The sequence below is a fragment of the Lactococcus lactis genome (assembly GCF_029023865.1).
Taxonomy (GTDB): domain Bacteria; phylum Bacillota; class Bacilli; order Lactobacillales; family Streptococcaceae; genus Lactococcus; species Lactococcus lactis.
This window is the reverse complement of record NZ_CP118969.1, coordinates 1,239,384-1,257,393: the sequence shown is the minus strand read 5'-3', so window position 1 is coordinate 1,257,393 and position 18,010 is coordinate 1,239,384. Positions and strand designations below refer to the sequence as shown.

The window sequence follows — 18,010 nt, the reverse complement described above, 5'->3', positions numbered from 1 at the left end:
AATAATTGAAACAAATAAAAAATAGAAAAAAGGAGTCAATATGCACTCAGAAATGGTACAGTTACTTGGTGAATTTTTAGGCACATTTATCTTAATCCTTCTTGGTAACGGTGTGGTTTCAGGCGTTGTCCTGAACAAGACGAAAGCTACAGGAGCGGGTTGGGTTGCCATCACACTCGGTTGGGGCTTTGCAGTAATGATGGGGGTTTATGTTTCCGGATTTATGTCGCCTGCCCACTTGAATCCAGCAGTAACAATTGCAATGGCAATGATTGGCAGCTTTAGCTGGAGTCTGGTCTTCCCTTATATTATCGCACAAATGCTCGGGGCAATGGTGGCCAGTATTATCCTCTATCTGATGTTTTACCCTCACTATGCGGAAACTAAAAATCCAGCAGATATCTTGGGGACATTTTCTACAGGTCCTGCCATTCGCCAGACGAGTTCAAACTTAATCAGTGAGATTGTGGGAACAGCAGTCTTAACGACAGGTATTCTGGCCTTTGGTCAATACGCAATTACGCAAACTTCAGGTGTTTCACCTCTTTTAGTGGGTGCTATCATCACAGCTATTGGTTTATCACTTGGTGCAACAACAGGATACTCTTTAAATCCCGCACGTGACTTAGGCCCCCGTATCATGCACGCTATCTTGCCTATCAAAGGCAAAGGGGATTCAGACTGGTCTTACGCATGGATTCCTGTCGTAGGTCCAATCATTGGAGGTAGCTTGGGCGCCCTTCTCTTTAACATGGTTATTCAATTTGCAAGTAAATAAACTGAAATAATATACAAAAAAAGAGTTAGACAAAGTTCTAACTCTTTTTTTAAAAAATAAATGAGCCATAAGAAAAAATTTTCTATAATCAAAGTCACATAATCAATTGAGAAAAAATTTAATTCAAATATAATTCTTGATGATGATGGGAAGTCTGTCCAGCATGTTCAGGCAGTACTTACTGGTATTCTGTCATTAGACTGTGCAATTGGAAGTGGTGGTTATGCAAAAGAAAAGGACGTTTTATAGGACTGTTCGGGGCAGAATCCTCTGAAAACCTTGAGGTAAAATCGGAAAGTTTGATATTCGTTCAACCAGATACAGGCGAAGAGGCCTTCAATATGATTAACGAGTTTATCAAAACAGGGGCCTTTGATTTAATTGTTGTCGATTCGGTTGCTGCTCTGACACCTACTTTAGAGATAGATGGAGTGAGTATTCCAGGTCAGCAAGCTAAAATGATGTCAGAACAGCTCTCTAAGCTCGTTTCAAAAGTCAACTAAACAAAGACGGTCATTATCTTCATCAATCAAGTGCGTTCAACCATGAGTGGACTATTCTTAAATAAAGAAACCACTCCAGGGGGGCAGCACTAAAATTTTATTCTTCTGTACGGATTGAAGTTAAATCAGGACAAAAAATCAAAGATGGCATTGATACTATCGGTAAGAAAACCACGCTTCATACCGTTAAAAATAAGGTATCAGCTCCATATAAAAAGCCAACTGTTATTAATGTATTTGGAGATGGATTCTCTCAAGAAATAGACGTGGTCACATTAGCGATTCAAATGGGTGTGCTTAAGAAGATGAACGAATGGTACTCGTTTAATGGTTAGAAGTTAGGTCGTGGAATTTTTAGCGTTAAGAAATAACTAGCAAGTCATCAATTTGTTTTTGAAACGCCTAAAAACTTAACCAGAGAGTCGCTACAATTTTTCTAAAATAAACAACTTACATAAATAGTATTATGTAAATAAAAAAGTTAACTACCAAGAGTCGACTTTTTTATTTGTAAATTTATGTTAAATAAAATAGAAATATCACATTTTTTTATTAAATAAATCGCTTAGTAAAAGCTATACACAAACAAATGTAAAAAAAGTTTGACATTTTTGCAGTTTAAACACGCTACTATATGTTGTGTTGTGCTATAATAAAAAGCGTCACAAAACACAACATGTAGTAACTTGTGTTTTATTGACGTTTGTTTCACGTGGTAACATACAAAATCGTCTTATTTTCTATCAAGAAAATGAGCAGTATATATTAACTCTTATAGTCTATATTAATAGATTTATTAGAATAGGAAGGACATAATGTCAGTGTTAGTATTAGCAGGTACAATTGGAGCTGGAAAAAGTTCCCTTACAGAAATGTTGGCCAAAGAATTAGGTACGGAGGCTTTCTATGAAAGCGTAGATGACAATAAAGTTTTACCTCTTTTCTATAAAGATCCTCAAAAATATGCGTTTTTACTTCAAATATATTTTTTAAATAAGAGATTTGATTCAATAAAACAAGCATTATCAAACAATAATAATGTTCTTGATCGATCGATTTATGAAGATAGTTTACTTTTTCACCTTAATGCTGACCTGGGAAGGGCAACAAAAACAGAGGTTGAAGTTTATGATTCATTATTAGAAAATATGATGCAAGAAATCAATATATTAACTTTTAAGAAAAAACCAGATTTACTCATTCATATCAGTGTCTCCTTTGAAAAAATGTTGGAACGCATCCAAAAAAGGGGTAGAAAATTTGAACAGTTGGAATATGACCCAAGTTTGTTTGACTATTATAAAGAACTCAATAGAAGGTATGAAGATTGGTTTGATAATTTTGATATTTGCCCTAAAATACAAATTGATGGTGATAAATTTGACTTTGTAGAAGAAGAATCAGCGCGTAAGATTGTTTTAAATAAAATCAACGATAAATTAAAAGAAATTGGAAAGGACAAGTAAAAATGAATGTTACAGTATTTTTATCAGCACGAGATGGAAAAAATCCTATCCATAGGATTAAAAGTCAACGTTTAGGTGAGCTACTACCCAAATCTGGACATACTTTGGTTTATGGAGGCTCTATGGAAGGATGTATGGGTGTGGTATCTGACGCTGTTTTAAAAAATCATGGTAAAGTAATTGCAGTATATCCCGATGGAATACTACCTTTAGAACCTCCTAGACAAAATGCAACCGAGTTACATTTAGCTAAAACTATGGATGAACGTAAACATAAATTAATCGATTTTGGTGATGCTTTTGTTATTCTCCCAGGCGGATTTGGAACAATGGAAGAGGCATTTCAGTTATTAACAGAAATGTCAATCGGTCAAACGTTAATCAGACCCGTAATTTTTATTGGAATCAATTTTTATAAACCCTTATTTGAAATGGTGCAGCATCAAATTGAAGAAGAAATGTTAAGCTTAGAAGTGGTTAAAGAAATGTACCTTGTAGATACAACTGAGGAAGCAATGCAATTAATTGGAGATCAAGAATATGAACAAATTATTTAATAAACCTGTAAAAGTCTATTTAGCAGGACCTTTTTTTAGTGAAAAACAGATACAAAAAGTGGAACAACTTGAAAAAGCGCTCCTAGATAATAAGACAGTATCATCAATATTTAGTCCAATGCGTTGTCAACGCCCCGAAGAACTAGCAGAAGAAATAGAAGATTTCACACCCGAGTGGGCAAAAATAACGATGGAAAATGATGTAAAAGAAGTAGAAGCCGCAGATATTATTATTGCAATTGTGGATTTTGATGATGAAGATACAGATTCTGGAACTGCGTGGGAATTGGGCTATGCAATTGCTCAAGAGAAACCAACGGATTTGATTCGCTTTGAAGAAACTGTCCCTACTAATATTATGCTTACGGAACGCAACCGAGCTTTCTTTACTGAGATAAATCAAATTAGAAACTACGATTTTTTGGCATCACCAGCAATTCCTTATAGCGGTAAATATCAATAAGAAATAATTATGATTAAACGAAAGTAAATTTGAATAATAAAAATTTTTTGGGGGAAATCTTTCTATGAAGAAGCAAAAGATAATTGTGAGTGCTATTGCGCTCATATCATTATTTAGTCTTACAGCTTGTGGATACAACAGAGAAAATCAATCAGGTAAAGCAAAAACGACTCTAAAGGTGGCACTTGTTCCAGGAACAGGAGGAGTCAACGATCGCTCATTTAATCAATCCGCTTGGGAAGGATTACAGGATTGGGGTAAAGAAAACAATTTAAAAAAGGGGGTAGGTTATAATTATTATCAGTCAAATTCAGATTCTGAATATATAACAAACTATAACTCAGCTAAACAAGCTGGCTATAAACTACTTTTTGGTATCGGTTATTCGCTGCAGGATGCTACAACGATAGCGGCTAAAAATAATCCTGATTCAAATTTTGTCATTATAGATTCTGTTATCACAAGTCAAAAAAATGTTGCGTCAGCAACATTTGCAGATAATGAAGCAGCTTATCTTGCTGGTGTCGCAGCAGCTAAGGCATCAAAAACCAATAAAATTGGTTTCATTGGTGGAATGGAGTCAGATATTGTAACCCATTTCGAAAAAGGATACATTGCTGGAGCCGAGTCTATAAAGCCAAACATTCAAGTTAAAGTTCAATATTCAGGAACATTTACAGATGCTGCGAAAACTAAAACAATTGCAGCTGCCATGTATGCTTCGGGAAATGACGTTATCTTTCAATGTGCTGGTAATGCTGGGTCTGGGGCTTTTAATGAGGCAAAATCATTAAATAACAATAGAAAAGAATCAGATAAAGTATGGCTTATAGGTGTAGATCAGGATCAAAAATATTTAGGTAAATATACCTCAAAAGATGGTAAAAAGTCTAACTTTGTTTTAGTTTCTACTATTAAAGAGGTGGGAGAAGTAGTTAAGGATATATCTGAAAAGACGAAAAATAATAAATTCCCTAGCGAAGAAGTCATTAAGTATGACCTTAAAAATGGAGGTGTTAGCCTAGGGCTGGATAATGTTACTTCAGAAATCAAAAACTCTATTATACAAGCTAAGGAAAAAATTGTTTCAGGAAAAATCATTGTTCCTGAAAAATAATATTTTATACACAAAAAGGAAGCCTTAATGGTTAACCTTTTATTTTTTTCATAATATAAATTCAAAATATAAAACAAAATACCACTATTTGTACAACTAATATTTATCTATGTAAGCATTATCTTTTTGAAAGTATTATAATAAACTTGTTTAATGCTATACGAAAGTGAGGATAATTATTGAAGTTAAGTCAACAAATTCATATGATGGGAACAACAATTGACCTTCTCATTGAAGATGATCAGGCAGACCTGAAATTAGAAATTGCTTGTCAATTACTCGATATCTATAACAAAAGATTCAGTGCTAATGACTCTGAATCAGAATTATCTCAAATTAATCATCAGGCTGGTCTCAAACCAGTACAGATCCATCCTGAGTTGTTTGAACTTATTAAAATAGGTAAAAAGGAAAGCTTATCTACTCCTAGTAATCTTAATATTGCTCTAGGCCCGGTTACACAAGCTTGGCACATCGGATTTCCTGATGCCAAGCTACCGGATAGTCAGGAGATACAAAAATTACTTTTATTGAGTAATCCAGAAATGATTATTTTAGATGAAGAGAACTTAACCGTTTTTCTTCAACAAAAAGGAATGATAATAGATTTAGGGGCATTAGCTAAAGGATATATCGCTGATCAGATAATTAAAAAAATCAATGCAAGTTCCATACTAATTAATCTTGGAGGAAATGTTCTAGTTTCAGGACCAAATTCTAACAGAGAATCAAGTTCTTGGAATATCGGGATTCAATCTCCAACAAAACCCAGAGGAATGCATGTTGGAGTAGTATCGATAGAAAACCAATCGGTTGTAACCTCGGGCATTTATGAACGTAGCTTTGAGTTGGAAGGAAAAACTTATCACCATATTTTTTCATCTAGGACCGGCTATCCTATAGAGACTGAAATGGCAAGTTTAACAATATTAGCGGATAAATCATTAACTTGTGAAATTTGGACCACGCGGCTTTTTGGATTACCCATTTTGGATGTTCTTCAAATAATAGATGACCGACCAGAAATAGAGGGAATTATTATTACTAAAGCCGGTCAAATTTTATATTCAGAAAATATAAAATCACATTTTAACTTAATATAGAAAAGAGAATAACCAATGAAATTAATTGGACTCGTGGGAAGTAACTCTAAGAAATCAACTAATCGTATACTTTTACAGTATATGCAGAAGCATTTTACGGAAGGGGTTGAAATTAAACTTATTGAAATAAAGGAATTTCCAATGTTTAATAAACCTGCTAGCATGAAGCTACCAGATATCGTTCAAGAAATATCTGAAGAAATTAAACTATCTGATGGTGTGATCATCGCTACCCCAGAATATGATCACGCAATTCCAGCAACGTTAATGAATGCTTTAGCTTGGTTATCATATGGAATAGACCCATTTTTGAATAAACCTGTTATGATTATAGGAGCTTCGTATGGTACATTGGGTTCATCTCGTGCTCAACTTCAATTGAGACAAATTCTTGATGCACCTGAGCTTAAGGCCAATGTTATGCCTGGCTCAGAATTTTTACTGGCTCATTCTTTACAGTCATTTAATGAAGCAGGCGATTTATCTGATATTGAAGTTGCAAAAAATTTAGAAAAACTCTTTAAAAGTTTTCAGCTCTTCGTAAAAATGGTCGCAAACTTTTCCAGTGCAAAGGAATTTATCCTCGAAGATACTGAGAATAAAGAATCATTGAATAAATAAAAAATATGAATATCTATTCGTAAACAAGAATAGTAATATAGAAGGTAAATAATATGAAATTTGTCGGAATAGTAGGTTCGAATGCTGAACAATCTTATAATAGAAAGTTGTTAAAATTTATTCGACGTCATTTTAAATTGAAGTTTGAACTTGAACTTTTAGAAATAACTGATATCCCAATGTTTAATCAAGATATTGATGCTTCAGATAATTTTAATTTAAAACTCCTTTATAATAAAATTACTCGTGCTGATGGTGTAATTATAGCAACACCTGAGCATAATCATACAACTACTCCAGCACTTAAAAGTGTTATTGAGTGGCTATCTTATGATTTACATCCTTTTGAGCATAAACCAGTTATGATTGTTGGTGCTTCCTATTATGATCAGGGGTCTTCACGTGCTCAACTTCAATTAAGACAAATTCTTGATGCACCAGGTGTCAACGCATATGTATTACCTGGTAATGAGTTTTTACTTGGTAAAGCTAAAGAAGCTTTCGACAATAATGGTAACCTCATTAATTCATCTACTATAGAATTTTTAGAACTCTGTCTTGATAACTTTACGAAGTATGTCGAAGTTGTTTCGCATTTAAAAAAACCAAAGCCTCTTGATCCAGAAGATTTAACAGTAGGAAAACCCATTTCAACAACAATAAAAGGAATCGATCCAGATGATCCTCACTGGGTTGAAAAAGCTTCTGAGCAAGTTGGAGCAGTATCTGGAGATACGTATGTGAAGCTTAATCACGGTTTACTTACAGTGGATCAAATTAATATGTTTCTAGATTCTATGCCTTTTGAGCTAACGTATGCGGATGATAATAACCAATTTTTATATTATAATAACAAACATCAAGACCCAGAAACTATGTTAGCAAAACGGATACCCGAACAATCTGGGAATCGGCTTTCTACTGTCCATAGCTCACTTCCACCTCAAAGAATGAAAAATGTAGAGTGGGTTATTGCAACTCTTAGGGCGGGCAATCAGGAGTATGTTCGGACTGCTATTCCAGGAAAGAATCCGGATTTAATTAATACTCATAATTATCAAGCTATGTACTACCCTAATGGTGACTATGCTGGTATCAATGAGATTGTGCTCAATTTTAAACCTTGGCTAGACTGGTACTTGAATCAAACTGGTCAGCATCTATCAGGAGGAAATAAAGTCGATGCTACAAGTGGTGCATCTTCAACGTCAAATACAACTATTGAAAATGAAACAGATGCTACAAGCGGTGCATCTAGTCATTAATAAAGACTAAATACATTGCTCATAAAGTGTACTATGTTAATATTTTTATATCGAGCTATCATAATATTATCATCAAAAAGACAACTAATTAATGTTAGTTGTTTTTTATTTATCATAAGATATTAAAATATAATAACTGTGATCAAAAATTCTTTCGAATTATAATATTCTTTATTGAATTTTCTTGAGTAAAGAACTTGAGAAGGACCCAACTTTTGCTAACTGATAAGGTAGGCAATAAGTACGGGAATGATTAGAGGACTTTTAAAAAACTATTTTTGGGTGAGAGGAACAATTTTTTTCACTGCCATTCTATCATTAGATTGTACCCTTGGTATTAGTGATTATGCAAAAGGACATGTCTAGAGTTATTTGGTGCTGACACCTGATACTGAATATACTGAAGATATTGGGGTAAAATCAGAAAGTTTGATATTTGCTCAACCAGATACAGGCGAAGAAGCCTTTTATATGATAAACGAGTTTGTAAAAAGAGGGCTTTTGATTTAATTGTTGTTGATTCGGTTGCTGCTCGGACACCTGCTTTAAAAATTGAAATATTCCAGGTCAGCAGGCTAAAACGGTGTCAGAACAACTCTCTAAGCTCCTTTCAAAAGTCAATCAGACTAAGACGGTCATTATCTTCATCAATCAAGTGCGTTCAACCATGAGTGGACTATTCTTAAATAAAGAAACCACTCCAGGAGGTTCAGCACTAAAATTTTATTCTTCTGTACGAATCGAAGTTAAATCAGGAGAAAAAATCAAAGATGGAATTGATACTATCGGAAAAAAACAAGTCTTCACATTGTTAAAAACAAGGTGTCAGCACCTTATAAAAAGCCAACTGTTATCAATGTCTTTAGGGATGGATTCTCTCAAGAAATAGACGTGGTCACTTTAGCGATTCAAATGGGAGTAGTTAAAAAGATAAATGAGTGGTACTTGTTCAACGATCAAAAGTTAGGACGTGGAATCTTTAATGTTAAGGAGTATCTGGCAAGTCACCAATCCGTATTTGAAACACTTAAACATCTTACTAGAGAGTCGCTACAATTCTACTAAACACATCGTATACATAAATTTTATTATGTATTTATTTTTAGTCACTGCATTCAGGTAAGTGGCTTTTTTTTCTTAGTTGTTGGGGTCGATATTAAGTTCAATTTGTAGTCGTTATACTTTTTACAAAAATTAGAAATATTCTTTGTTAAACATTATTCACAAATCAAAATACTTTACAAATATTGTATAGTACTATACTATATTATTATCAAAGCTCCGAACTTTGATAATAATATAGAACTAAATTAAAGGAGGATTTATGACTAAAATAGAAAATCAAGATTTCAATACATTAGTTGAAAATTTTTTCAAAGTAAATAATAAAATTACACAGATTCAAAAAATACCTCTATCATTTCCAAATGGAATTAAATTATCAACTAATGCTCTTCATCTAATAGAGGTAATAGGTAAACACCCTGATTCAAACATAACAGATCTTGCTCAAATATTAGAAGTTACCAAAGGTGCGGTTTCGCAACAAATACCAAGGTTAGAAAAGCAAGGCCTTATAAAGAAGAAAAAATTTGATTCTAATAAGAAAGAGATATTGTTATCATTAACAAAAGAAGGTGATGAAATATTCGTCTTTCATGACAATATGCACTTGAAACTATACAAGGATATTCAGAAAGATTTAGAAAAACTAACTTCAATAGATTTGGATTTGATAAATCTTATTTTAGAAAAAATTGTAGCCAGCATCAATCAATACCAAGAGGAATATAGAGATAACGGAGAAAGAAAATGAAAATTAATAATGAACTAATATTTGAAATTAACGGTGAGAAAGTAACACATGATATAGTTTATAACTGGGAATATAAGAGAATGATTGCTGTTCATAAAACGCTTGCTAAGATGGAGGGGGTTAAATTTTCACCGTACTTTGATAAGTGGGTCAAAGAAAAAAATATAGATGCTATGCGTTCAGAAATTTTGAGAATTAAAATACAATTGGGAATAGAAAAGATGCGATCAGAGCTTAAAGCTAAGACCAAATTGGCAAACATTATTTCAAAGTTTTCTAATGTTCTGAGCAACAAAAGAAAATTCAGTATTACAGAAATTGTTGTACCCAATACAAATCTTACTCCAAAGGAACTGCTTGATAGAATAATTGAAATAATGATGGTAAATAATGATAAACATCTAGAAATTAATCTAAATACAAACCCCGACCATTATGTTTTACAAGAAGTGTCTGATGATGTTCAAGAGGTCTTAGAGACAACTGGTGGCTCACCACTACCAACTCATTTCTTTGCACATTATAATGATGAAGAAAAGCTGGTATCTACGTTCGATCCTAAATTTGAAGTTCAAGCTCCAGGTACAGCAAGATTAGAAGATGGAACGATAATTGGTGGAGTTCGCCATCAAGTTGGACGTGATAAAGATGTTTTGAGATTTAGAGCTTTAGTTGAGTTTCCAGCTGTTTTACCAAATTATATGATTAAAGAGCATCAACTACATTTAGCTTGTGAGTTTGGACATTGGATTAGTGCAGCTATTGATGATAATAATTTTAAATCTTAGAAATGAAATTTGTTTGAACTATTGGTTGAGCGGTTATGAATGCTGAAACAGAAATAGCCTTCGGATGATAAAAAAATTTAGTGTTAAAAACAATGAAAAAATAAACCATAAAACATCATATTTTGGTATTTTTAAGTTTTTTTTGGAATTATATTGATATTAGGGTCGGTATTGAATAGTATTATTAATTTTAATACTAGACTTACAAAAATTTATAGCTATATGCTTTGAGAAAAAGCAAACTTTTTCGGAAAGATATACCAAAAAATGAGAGAGCGTTATTATTTTAATCGTTAAAAATAAGATAAGAATCTTTCGTATCAAGAAAGTACTCGGAAAGTCCCAATCTATCTTTGGTACTTTAAAGAACTACTTAGAGAAAATCTATTTATATTTTTTATTAAATTCAACAAATCTAAATAATTTAAAATACTAAAAAATGACTGCATAATTGTAGTCATTTTTTTAAATATAATTTTTTACTCTTTACTTTCGGCTATGAGATTGCTCTCATATCTTATAGTACCATTAAGTACATCATTATAGAACTTTTGCTTATTATCAATATATTCTATTGAATCCTCAACTGTTTTAAGTTTAGCCAAAAGCTCTTGTTTTTTCTTAGCCAACATAATTTTTCGTTCATTAATTGTATCTTGTCCCTTAAGGCAGTATTCCAAGTATTGTTGCATTTCTATAATTGACATTCCGCACTGTTTTAAACATGAAAGACTATTAATCCAATCTACATCATGCTTACTAAAAACTCTATAATTATTTTTATCTCTTTTAACATTAGGAATCAATCCTTTGTTGCAATAAAATTTGAGTGTATCATATGTCATATCACATAAATCACAAACTTCTTTCATAGTATACATAAAAAAATCTCCTAAAATAATATTTATTACTTGACCGGGTGTTACACACGAGTAGTATACTTAAATAGTACCAGAAATTAATAATATAAACAAGGAGATGTGATATACACTTATTTATATTATTAGGTATTTTAATTATAATGACCTCATCAGCTTGGGTACATTAAGTAAAGTGGCTTGCTATATTAGGTCAATCAAAATGAACGGAGGGCGATGTGAATAATCAAATATTGTTTATTAATTCAAGTCAGCACCTGAACGGAAATACAGTCCAGATGGGGATGAGACTTCTAAAAAAATATGATTACAAAACTTTGAGCTTAATAAATTATAAAGTCGGATTTTTAGGGCAAAGTGATAATAATGATGAGTTAGACAAGATATTTACTGAAATTAAAAATAGTAAAGTACTAATCATTGGAACTCCAGTTTATTGGCACTATATGAGTGGTGCATTAAAAACGTTCATAGATAGAAGTTCTGAAAGCAGTCTGGAAAATCCCTTCAAAGGGAAACATCTATACTTTTTCCTCCAAGGTTCAGCTCCGACTGAACTTTCAAAGGAATTAATCCTCTACACTATGGAAAGATTTGCAACTCAAACAGAAATGATTTGGGAAGGTGCAGCTACTAATGAGAGAGAATTGCATCTATTAAAAGTCAAATTTGAAAAAAATAACAGAATTTAAGAAAGTGAGATAAAAAATGAAAACATTTAAATTAAACAATGGGGTAGAAATTCCTGTATTGGGTTTTGGAGTCTTCCAAATTCCACAGGAACAAACGAAACAAGCTGTATTAGATGCAATTGAGGTAGGTTATAGACACATTGATACAGCTCAATCATATTTTAATGAAGAAGAAGTTGGTGATGCTATTGCCGAAACCATTGTTCCTCGAGAAGACTTATTTATCACCACTAAAGTATGGTTCAGTAACTATGGATATGAGAATACGAAAACTTCTATTAAAATATCACTAGAAAAAATGAAACTTGATTATCTTGATTTAGTATTACTTCATCAACCTTTTGGGGATGTATTTGGGAGCTATAAAGCACTTGTAGATTTGCAAAAAGAAGGTAAAATACGAGCTATTGGTGTATCTAATTTTAATGAACTACGTTTAGCAGATATTATTGCTTTTCAAGATACTGTACCACAGATAAATCAAATTGAAATCAATCCGTTTCATCAAAGAGAGGAGGATTTGCAAAACGCTTTATCACGTGGGAATGTACAATTAGAGGCATGGGCACCATTTGCAGAGGGGAAAAATGGCATTTTTAAAAATGAAATTTTATTAGCTGTTGGCAAAAAATACGGCAAAAGTCCCGCACAAGTCATTTTACGTTGGTTATATGAACGAGGGATTGTCAGTCTTGCTAAATCAGTAAAGAAAGATCGCATGAAACAAAATATTGATATCTTTAATTTCAGCTTAACATCAGAAGATAAGGAACAAATTGGTACTTTACAAACATCTGGTAGCCAGTTCTTTGATCATGATGATCCCAAGACTGTAGACTTTTTTGAAAAACTTGTTAAAGAACGAGAAATTTGATATATAAATCAATATAAAATATATTTTTTACACTCATCGAACTTATTGGAAGCATTGTCTCCAATATTATTGCAGGAGTTAGTCTTGTAGTTGTACTCATTAATAAACTAATAGTTAGTATTAACTTTTATATGGTGCTATACTTAATTTTATGAGATCACAGTCTCTGTTGTGGAATAGAAACCAAATATGGTTTCTATTTTTGATTACTATTGTAATTTCGAATTAAAGTGATATACTTAGCTCATGGGTGGTTTAGCGAAAGCACCACACCTTCATCATTAGCTGCTCAATTGTGAGTAGCTTTTTTAAAATAATGTGCAGTGATAAAGAATTAAGTCGGTAATAAGGAGCGAGGAACGTCTAACGAATAAGAATAAAGAGAAAAAAGCGATTATAAGCTTACTATTTTTTGGGTTTGTAGTAAGTATATTAGTTATATATCTAGTAATAAGTTTTCTGATGTGAGAAAAATTTTGAGTTATGTTCACAAAAACACTTTTTAGTTAAATAATTATCGAAGTTTAAGGGTTAAATTGACTTTAACTGATATTAGTGTTATACTTGCGAAGCGGGATGGAGCAGTTAGGTAGCTCGTCGGGCTCATAACCCGAAGGTCATAGGTTCAAATCCTATTCCCGCAATATTTTAAGGGCTTTAGGGAGCCCTTATTTTTCTTATATAGATCTCACCCTTAAGTAGTAAAATTTTTTCGTGAAATAGGCAGCGCCTAGAATGGAAGTGAAAAATGAAAACAGGAGATAAAATTACATTATCAAATGGGGAACAAGCAACGGTCGTTTCTGGAGATATTAATCTCTATAAGAATGCACTAATTGTTGAATTAGAAAACCATGATGTCAGAGTTGTGGATAGAGAAACCTTGACACTTGCTAAAGCAAATCCTCATGAAAATCTTGGGAATCATAAAAAGATCAATAAGTTTTAAATAGACCAATTTGACTTTGGTAAGAATAGGTGTTACTATTATGAGGTAGGTTTTGTCTCGAGTTTAAATGTTTTAGGAATGCACTTTTTCGCAAAATAGGATTTACAGATGATGCGAAAGGATGTATTATATGAATAAAGGAACAATAAATTGGTTTAACGCTGACAAAGGCTATGGTTTTATTATGGCAGATGATATGCAAGATGTGTTTGCTTATCTCTTATCCATTCAAGGAAATGATTTTAAAAAATACGATGAAGGTCAAAAGGTTACTTTTGATATCAAAATGACGTCTCGTGGACGTTACGCTTCAAACGTACATAAAAGATAAATGATTTAAAGCATAGGGTGTCCTTTGCTTTTTATTTATTGCTATTGCAAAAATGAATTAAAATGTTATACTAAGTGAGGGAAAGATTAGTTGCTTTCCCTACAGTTCATAAAATCCATGTCACTACGATATGGATTTTATTAATGAGAGAGTAGTTTGACATTGAGTATAATTAGTGTTACTATGAAGAAGTAGATTTTGTCATGAGTAAAATGTTTTATAGATTCACTTTTCGCAAAATAAGATTTACAATTTTGTCGAAAGGAAATAAATATATTATGGCAAATGGAACAGTAAAATGGTTTAACGCTACTAAAGGATTTGGTTTTATTACCTCTGAAGATGGTCAAGATTTGTTCGCTCACTTCTCAGCAATCCAATCTGATGGATTCAAATCACTTGACGAAGGTCAAAAAGTTGAATTTGATGTTGAAGAAGGTCAACGTGGACCTCAAGCAGTTAACATCACAAAAGTATAATTATATCTGAAAATCGTGCAAAAACTGGAGTCATTACTTCAGTTTTTTTATATTCAGTTGCAATTATGAGATGGTATGATATACTTAGCCAGCAAGAGGAAACTCACACTTCCCATGCATAAATTAGGATCACTCTAATATAGAGTGGTTTTTTCAATGTCTGTTAATTAAAATTAATATTTAAAAGATTTATAAAAAAACACCTATCACAGCACATAATGATAGGTAGTTTTTTGATGCATGTGCATAGATTAAGAAGTTAATATTTAAAACATACAAATTAATAATATCATATAGATAGTCTTGAGGTCAAAAATAGAGAGATATGTTATAATGGAGTACCTTAAACATAAGTGCCAGCGTTTGCTGGCTTTTTAATTTTATCAATAAATTATATATTTTATATCGTAAGCTTTTCGTCCCTCTTTTGATGTATAGTAATCATAAAGATTATTAATTGCTGTTGTTTTTCCTGCGTTTTAAGTACCAGATATAAGTATTGCTTCTATCATTAATTTATCCTCCAAGACTATTTTTATGTAACATGAAGAAGCTAAAAAATTGTCAGTACTATTACTCTCATATCGTTAATTAGCCTTACTTGCCTGTAGAAAAAATACCAAACCATCTTTGAAACACTAAAAACTCTAACTAGAGAGTCACTCCAATTTTTTAATTATAATTAAAGATAAAAAAGAAGTTGTCTTAACCTACAACTTCTTTTTATCTGATTAAAGGCTTCTGTTGACACATAAACTATAATTTACAATAAAAATCGAAACATAAATAGTCGTTTATGTTTGACAATACATAAGCATTTGTTTATATTATATATAAACGTACGTTTATGTTTGAGAAAGGATTTTATGAATTACGAAAAAATTGCAATGAGTTTGAAGGCATTAGCTGAGCCAAATCGTTTAAAAATTGTCGACCTGCTGTCATGTGGAACAAAATGTGCTTGCGACCTATTAGAGCATTTTGATTTTTCACAACCTGCATTGTCCCATCACATGAAGGTTTTAGAAAAAGCAGAAATTATCACTGTTGAGAAAAAAGGGACTTGGAATTATTACACTTTAAGTGATGATTTTGCTAAAGAATTCCAAAGCATGTGTATGACTCTATTCTCACATAATGAAGAAACTTGTGTGTGTGGTACTGATAAAAAATGTAATTGTTCTAATTAAGAAAGGGAACTATAATGAAAAAAATTGAAATTTTTGAAGCTGCGATGTGTTGCTCTACTGGAGTTTGTGGTCCATCAGTTGATTCAGAGTTACTTCGTATTACAAACCTATTTGATACGTTGAAAGAGAACGAGGAGGTGAAAGCTTATCGTTATAATCTTACAAGTAATCCTCAAGCGTTTGTGGTTAACGAAAAAGTTCTGAATCTCATACAAAATCAAGGAAATGATATTTTGCCAATCACATTAATTGATGGAGAAATTCTCAAAACCGAAAGCTATCCAACTTCTGAAGAACTCGGACTAAGCAATATTAATTCTGAAAAAGGAGCTTGTTGCTCAAATTCTCAAGAAGAAGTCAAAGTAGAGGCAAATGCTTCATGTTGTGGTGGGAATACTGGTTGTTGTTAATAGGGAGAAATGATGAAAGCTTACGATCCAAAAAAATTAGAATTGACTAAATACCTGTTCTTTACAGGAAAAGGTGGGGTTGGCAAAACAACCTCTGCTTGTGCAACTGCAGTAAGTCTTGCGGATTCAGGTCATAAAGTGATTCTTGTCAGTACTGACCCTGCTTCTAATTTACAAGATGTGTTTCAAACAGAATTAACCAATAAACCAAAAGAAATTCCAGAAATTCCAAATTTAAAAGTCGCAAATTTTGACCCAGTATCTGCGGCAAATGATTATAAAGAAAGTATAGTTGGTCCATATCGAGGAATTTTACCAGACTCAGCTGTAGAAAATATGGAAGAACAACTTTCAGGTTCATGTACCGTTGAAATTGCTTCTTTTAATGAATTTGCTGGTTTCTTAACAAATAAGGATGTCGAAGATGAATTTGACTATGTCATTTTTGATACTGCACCAACTGGACATACCCTCAGAATGCTTGCTCTTCCTTCCGCATGGTCTAACTACCTGGATGAAAATGATACTGGTGTTTCGTGCTTAGGTCAACTTTCAGGACTGGGAGATAAAAAGGAAAGTTACGAACGAGCAGTAAAAACATTAGCTAACGGTGAATTAACAACGCTTATGTTAGTAACACGTCCTCAAAAAGCATCAATTGAGGAAGCCAAAAGAGCTTCTGGTGAACTTGCGGAACTTGGAATAAATAATCAAAAATTAATTATTAATGGACTTTTAACTCAAGCAGATGATGAAGTATCAAAGATTATTGCCAATCAACAAGAAGATGATTTAGAGCATTTGCCTAACTCTCTCAGTAAGTATGAACAATTCTTTATTCCACTCAGACCCTATAATGTGACTGGGTTAGATAAACTTCGCATCCTTTTAGATACAGTTCAACCCGAATTGCCCGAGATTGATTCAGAAATGAGAGAATATCCAGAACTCTCAACTGTGATTGATAATTTTGTCAAAACAGGTAAAAAAATTATCTTTACAATGGGTAAAGGTGGAGTTGGAAAAACTACTGTAGCGATTAAAGTTGCTCAAGCTTTGCAAAAGCAAGGTAAAAAAGTTCATCTGGCTACTACAGACCCTGCGGACCATCTTAATTTCTACTTGGGAGATACTTCTGGACTCTCATTAAGTCATATTGATGAAGAAAAGGAACTTCGAGAATATAAAGAAGAAGTTTTAAGCAAAGCAAGTGAAACAATGTCAGGCGATGATTTTGACTACGTTAAAGAAGACTTGGAATCACCATGTACGCAAGAAATTGCAGTCTTTCGTGCTTTCGCTGAAATTGTTGAAAAGGCAGATGATGAGATTGTAGTAATTGATACTGCGCCAACTGGTCATACCCTCTTATTACTTGAATCAACTCAAAGCTATGCGAAAGAAGTTGAACGGACAAGTGGTGAAGTTCCAAAATCAATTCAAAAACTTTTACCAAGATTACAAAACTCTGATGAAACAGAAGTTTTGATGGTGACTTTACCAGAAACCACTCCAGTTTATGAATCAATGCGATTAGCAGATGATTTAGATAGAGCAAATATTGCACATACTTGGTGGTTAGTAAACCAAAGTATGGGTGCAACTCATACCTCGAATGAAGTTTTGAAAGCACGTGCATCAAATGAAGTAGAATGGATTAATAAAGTTGCCAAACTTTCTAATCAACACTATGCAGTAGCTAAATGGCAAGTTGACTTTGAAAAATAAAG

The 18,010-nt window shown here is 32.8% G+C and carries 24 protein-coding genes and 1 tRNA gene; 24 read left to right on the top strand and 1 reads right to left on the bottom strand.

The annotated features are described in order from the left end of the window. The first annotated feature begins 40 nt into the window (after nt 1-40). The 15 genes from PYW37_RS06360 (at nt 41) to PYW37_RS06285 (ending at nt 10,477) form a co-directional block, all read left to right on the top strand. Entirely contained in the window at nt 41-778 is a 738-nt protein-coding gene (locus PYW37_RS06360; RefSeq protein ID WP_004257908.1) for an MIP/aquaporin family protein, read from the top strand. 299 nt (nt 779-1,077) lie between these two features. Further along, the gene (locus PYW37_RS06350; protein ID WP_250645389.1) at nt 1,078-1,281 is read left to right on the top strand and encodes a DNA recombination/repair protein RecA; all 204 of its coding nucleotides are present in this window, start codon (nt 1,078-1,080) and stop codon (nt 1,279-1,281) included. A gap of 113 nt (nt 1,282-1,394) precedes the next feature. Continuing rightward, entirely contained in the window at nt 1,395-1,616 is a 222-nt protein-coding gene (locus PYW37_RS06340) for a RecA family protein (protein ID WP_306305599.1), read from the top strand. A 480-nt stretch (nt 1,617-2,096) separates the two neighbouring features. Next, a complete protein-coding gene (locus PYW37_RS06335; RefSeq protein WP_023189232.1) occupies nt 2,097-2,747 on the top strand; it encodes a deoxynucleoside kinase in 651 nt (216 codons plus the stop codon). A gap of 2 nt (nt 2,748-2,749) precedes the next feature. Beyond that, the gene (locus tag PYW37_RS06330) at nt 2,750-3,304 is read left to right on the top strand and encodes an LOG family protein (protein WP_025017081.1); all 555 of its coding nucleotides are present in this window, start codon (nt 2,750-2,752) and stop codon (nt 3,302-3,304) included. Then, nucleotides 3,288-3,767, top strand: a complete 480-nt coding sequence (locus PYW37_RS06325) for a nucleoside 2-deoxyribosyltransferase (protein WP_023189234.1) — start codon at nt 3,288-3,290, stop codon at nt 3,765-3,767. Before PYW37_RS06330 ends, PYW37_RS06325 begins: the two co-directional genes overlap by 17 nt. 64 nt (nt 3,768-3,831) lie before the next feature. Further along, nucleotides 3,832-4,884: a BMP family lipoprotein gene (locus tag PYW37_RS06320; RefSeq protein WP_023189235.1), complete on the top strand. Its 1,053-nt coding sequence runs from the start codon at nt 3,832-3,834 to the stop codon at nt 4,882-4,884. A 179-nt stretch (nt 4,885-5,063) separates the two neighbouring features. Then, nucleotides 5,064-5,987, top strand: coding sequence for an FAD:protein FMN transferase (locus PYW37_RS06315; RefSeq protein ID WP_023189236.1), 924 nt, complete (start codon nt 5,064-5,066; stop codon nt 5,985-5,987). Between the two features lie 15 nt (nt 5,988-6,002). Continuing rightward, a complete protein-coding gene (locus tag PYW37_RS06310; RefSeq protein ID WP_025017080.1) occupies nt 6,003-6,608 on the top strand; it encodes an NADPH-dependent FMN reductase in 606 nt (201 codons plus the stop codon). A gap of 53 nt (nt 6,609-6,661) precedes the next feature. Beyond that, entirely contained in the window at nt 6,662-7,873 is a 1,212-nt protein-coding gene (locus PYW37_RS06305; RefSeq protein WP_023189238.1) for an NAD(P)H-dependent oxidoreductase, read from the top strand. Nucleotides 7,874-8,248: 375 nt separating this feature from the next. Then, a complete protein-coding gene (locus tag PYW37_RS06300; RefSeq protein WP_023189240.1) occupies nt 8,249-8,383 on the top strand; it encodes a RecA protein in 135 nt (44 codons plus the stop codon). Nucleotides 8,384-8,456: 73 nt separating this feature from the next. Next, nucleotides 8,457-8,762, top strand: coding sequence for a P-loop NTPase family protein (locus PYW37_RS06295; protein ID WP_023189241.1), 306 nt, complete (start codon nt 8,457-8,459; stop codon nt 8,760-8,762). Further along, nucleotides 8,696-8,938 (top strand): hypothetical protein, encoded by a 243-nt coding sequence (locus PYW37_RS13265; RefSeq protein WP_330218590.1) that lies wholly within the window; start codon nt 8,696-8,698, stop codon nt 8,936-8,938. Before PYW37_RS06295 ends, PYW37_RS13265 begins: the two co-directional genes overlap by 67 nt. A gap of 259 nt (nt 8,939-9,197) precedes the next feature. Further along, on the top strand, nt 9,198-9,689 hold the full coding sequence (locus tag PYW37_RS06290) for a MarR family winged helix-turn-helix transcriptional regulator (protein ID WP_023189242.1): 492 nt from the start codon (nt 9,198-9,200) through the stop codon (nt 9,687-9,689). Next, nucleotides 9,686-10,477, top strand: coding sequence for a hypothetical protein (locus PYW37_RS06285; RefSeq protein ID WP_025017078.1), 792 nt, complete (start codon nt 9,686-9,688; stop codon nt 10,475-10,477). The genes PYW37_RS06290 and PYW37_RS06285 overlap by 4 nt, the downstream gene beginning before the upstream one ends. A gap of 479 nt (nt 10,478-10,956) precedes the next feature. On the opposite strand, the gene PYW37_RS06280 is transcribed toward PYW37_RS06285, so the two are convergent. Next, on the bottom strand, nt 10,957-11,358 hold the full coding sequence (locus PYW37_RS06280) for a MerR family transcriptional regulator (protein WP_023189244.1): 402 nt from the start codon (nt 11,356-11,358) through the stop codon (nt 10,957-10,959). Nucleotides 11,359-11,573: 215 nt separating this feature from the next. Here PYW37_RS06280 and PYW37_RS06275 point away from each other — a divergent pair, with 215 nt between their 5' ends. From PYW37_RS06275 to arsA, 9 genes are all read left to right on the top strand, one after another. Continuing rightward, nucleotides 11,574-12,047, top strand: coding sequence for a flavodoxin family protein (locus PYW37_RS06275; protein ID WP_025017077.1), 474 nt, complete (start codon nt 11,574-11,576; stop codon nt 12,045-12,047). 16 nt (nt 12,048-12,063) lie between these two features. Beyond that, nucleotides 12,064-12,921, top strand: coding sequence for an aldo/keto reductase (locus PYW37_RS06270; RefSeq protein WP_025017076.1), 858 nt, complete (start codon nt 12,064-12,066; stop codon nt 12,919-12,921). Nucleotides 12,922-13,491: 570 nt separating this feature from the next. After that, nucleotides 13,492-13,565, top strand: a tRNA-Met gene (locus PYW37_RS06265). A gap of 104 nt (nt 13,566-13,669) precedes the next feature. Beyond that, entirely contained in the window at nt 13,670-13,870 is a 201-nt protein-coding gene (locus PYW37_RS06260) for a hypothetical protein (RefSeq protein ID WP_023189247.1), read from the top strand. A 130-nt stretch (nt 13,871-14,000) separates the two neighbouring features. Next, a complete protein-coding gene (locus PYW37_RS06255) occupies nt 14,001-14,201 on the top strand; it encodes a cold-shock protein (protein WP_003132324.1) in 201 nt (66 codons plus the stop codon). A gap of 278 nt (nt 14,202-14,479) precedes the next feature. Continuing rightward, complete coding sequence (locus PYW37_RS06250) at nt 14,480-14,680, top strand: cold-shock protein (RefSeq protein WP_025017075.1); 201 nt, start codon at nt 14,480-14,482, stop codon at nt 14,678-14,680. Nucleotides 14,681-15,546: 866 nt separating this feature from the next. Next, nucleotides 15,547-15,870 carry an ArsR/SmtB family transcription factor gene (locus tag PYW37_RS06245; RefSeq protein WP_021723433.1) on the top strand — a complete coding sequence of 108 codons (324 nt, stop codon included), beginning with the start codon at nt 15,547-15,549 and terminating at the stop codon, nt 15,868-15,870. A 14-nt stretch (nt 15,871-15,884) separates the two neighbouring features. Further along, nucleotides 15,885-16,280 (top strand): arsenite efflux transporter metallochaperone ArsD, encoded by a 396-nt coding sequence (gene arsD, locus PYW37_RS06240; RefSeq protein ID WP_023189248.1) that lies wholly within the window; start codon nt 15,885-15,887, stop codon nt 16,278-16,280. Between the two features lie 12 nt (nt 16,281-16,292). Further along, nucleotides 16,293-18,008, top strand: coding sequence for an arsenical pump-driving ATPase (gene arsA / locus PYW37_RS06235; RefSeq protein WP_025017074.1), 1,716 nt, complete (start codon nt 16,293-16,295; stop codon nt 18,006-18,008). Nucleotides 18,009-18,010: the final 2 nt, after the last annotated feature.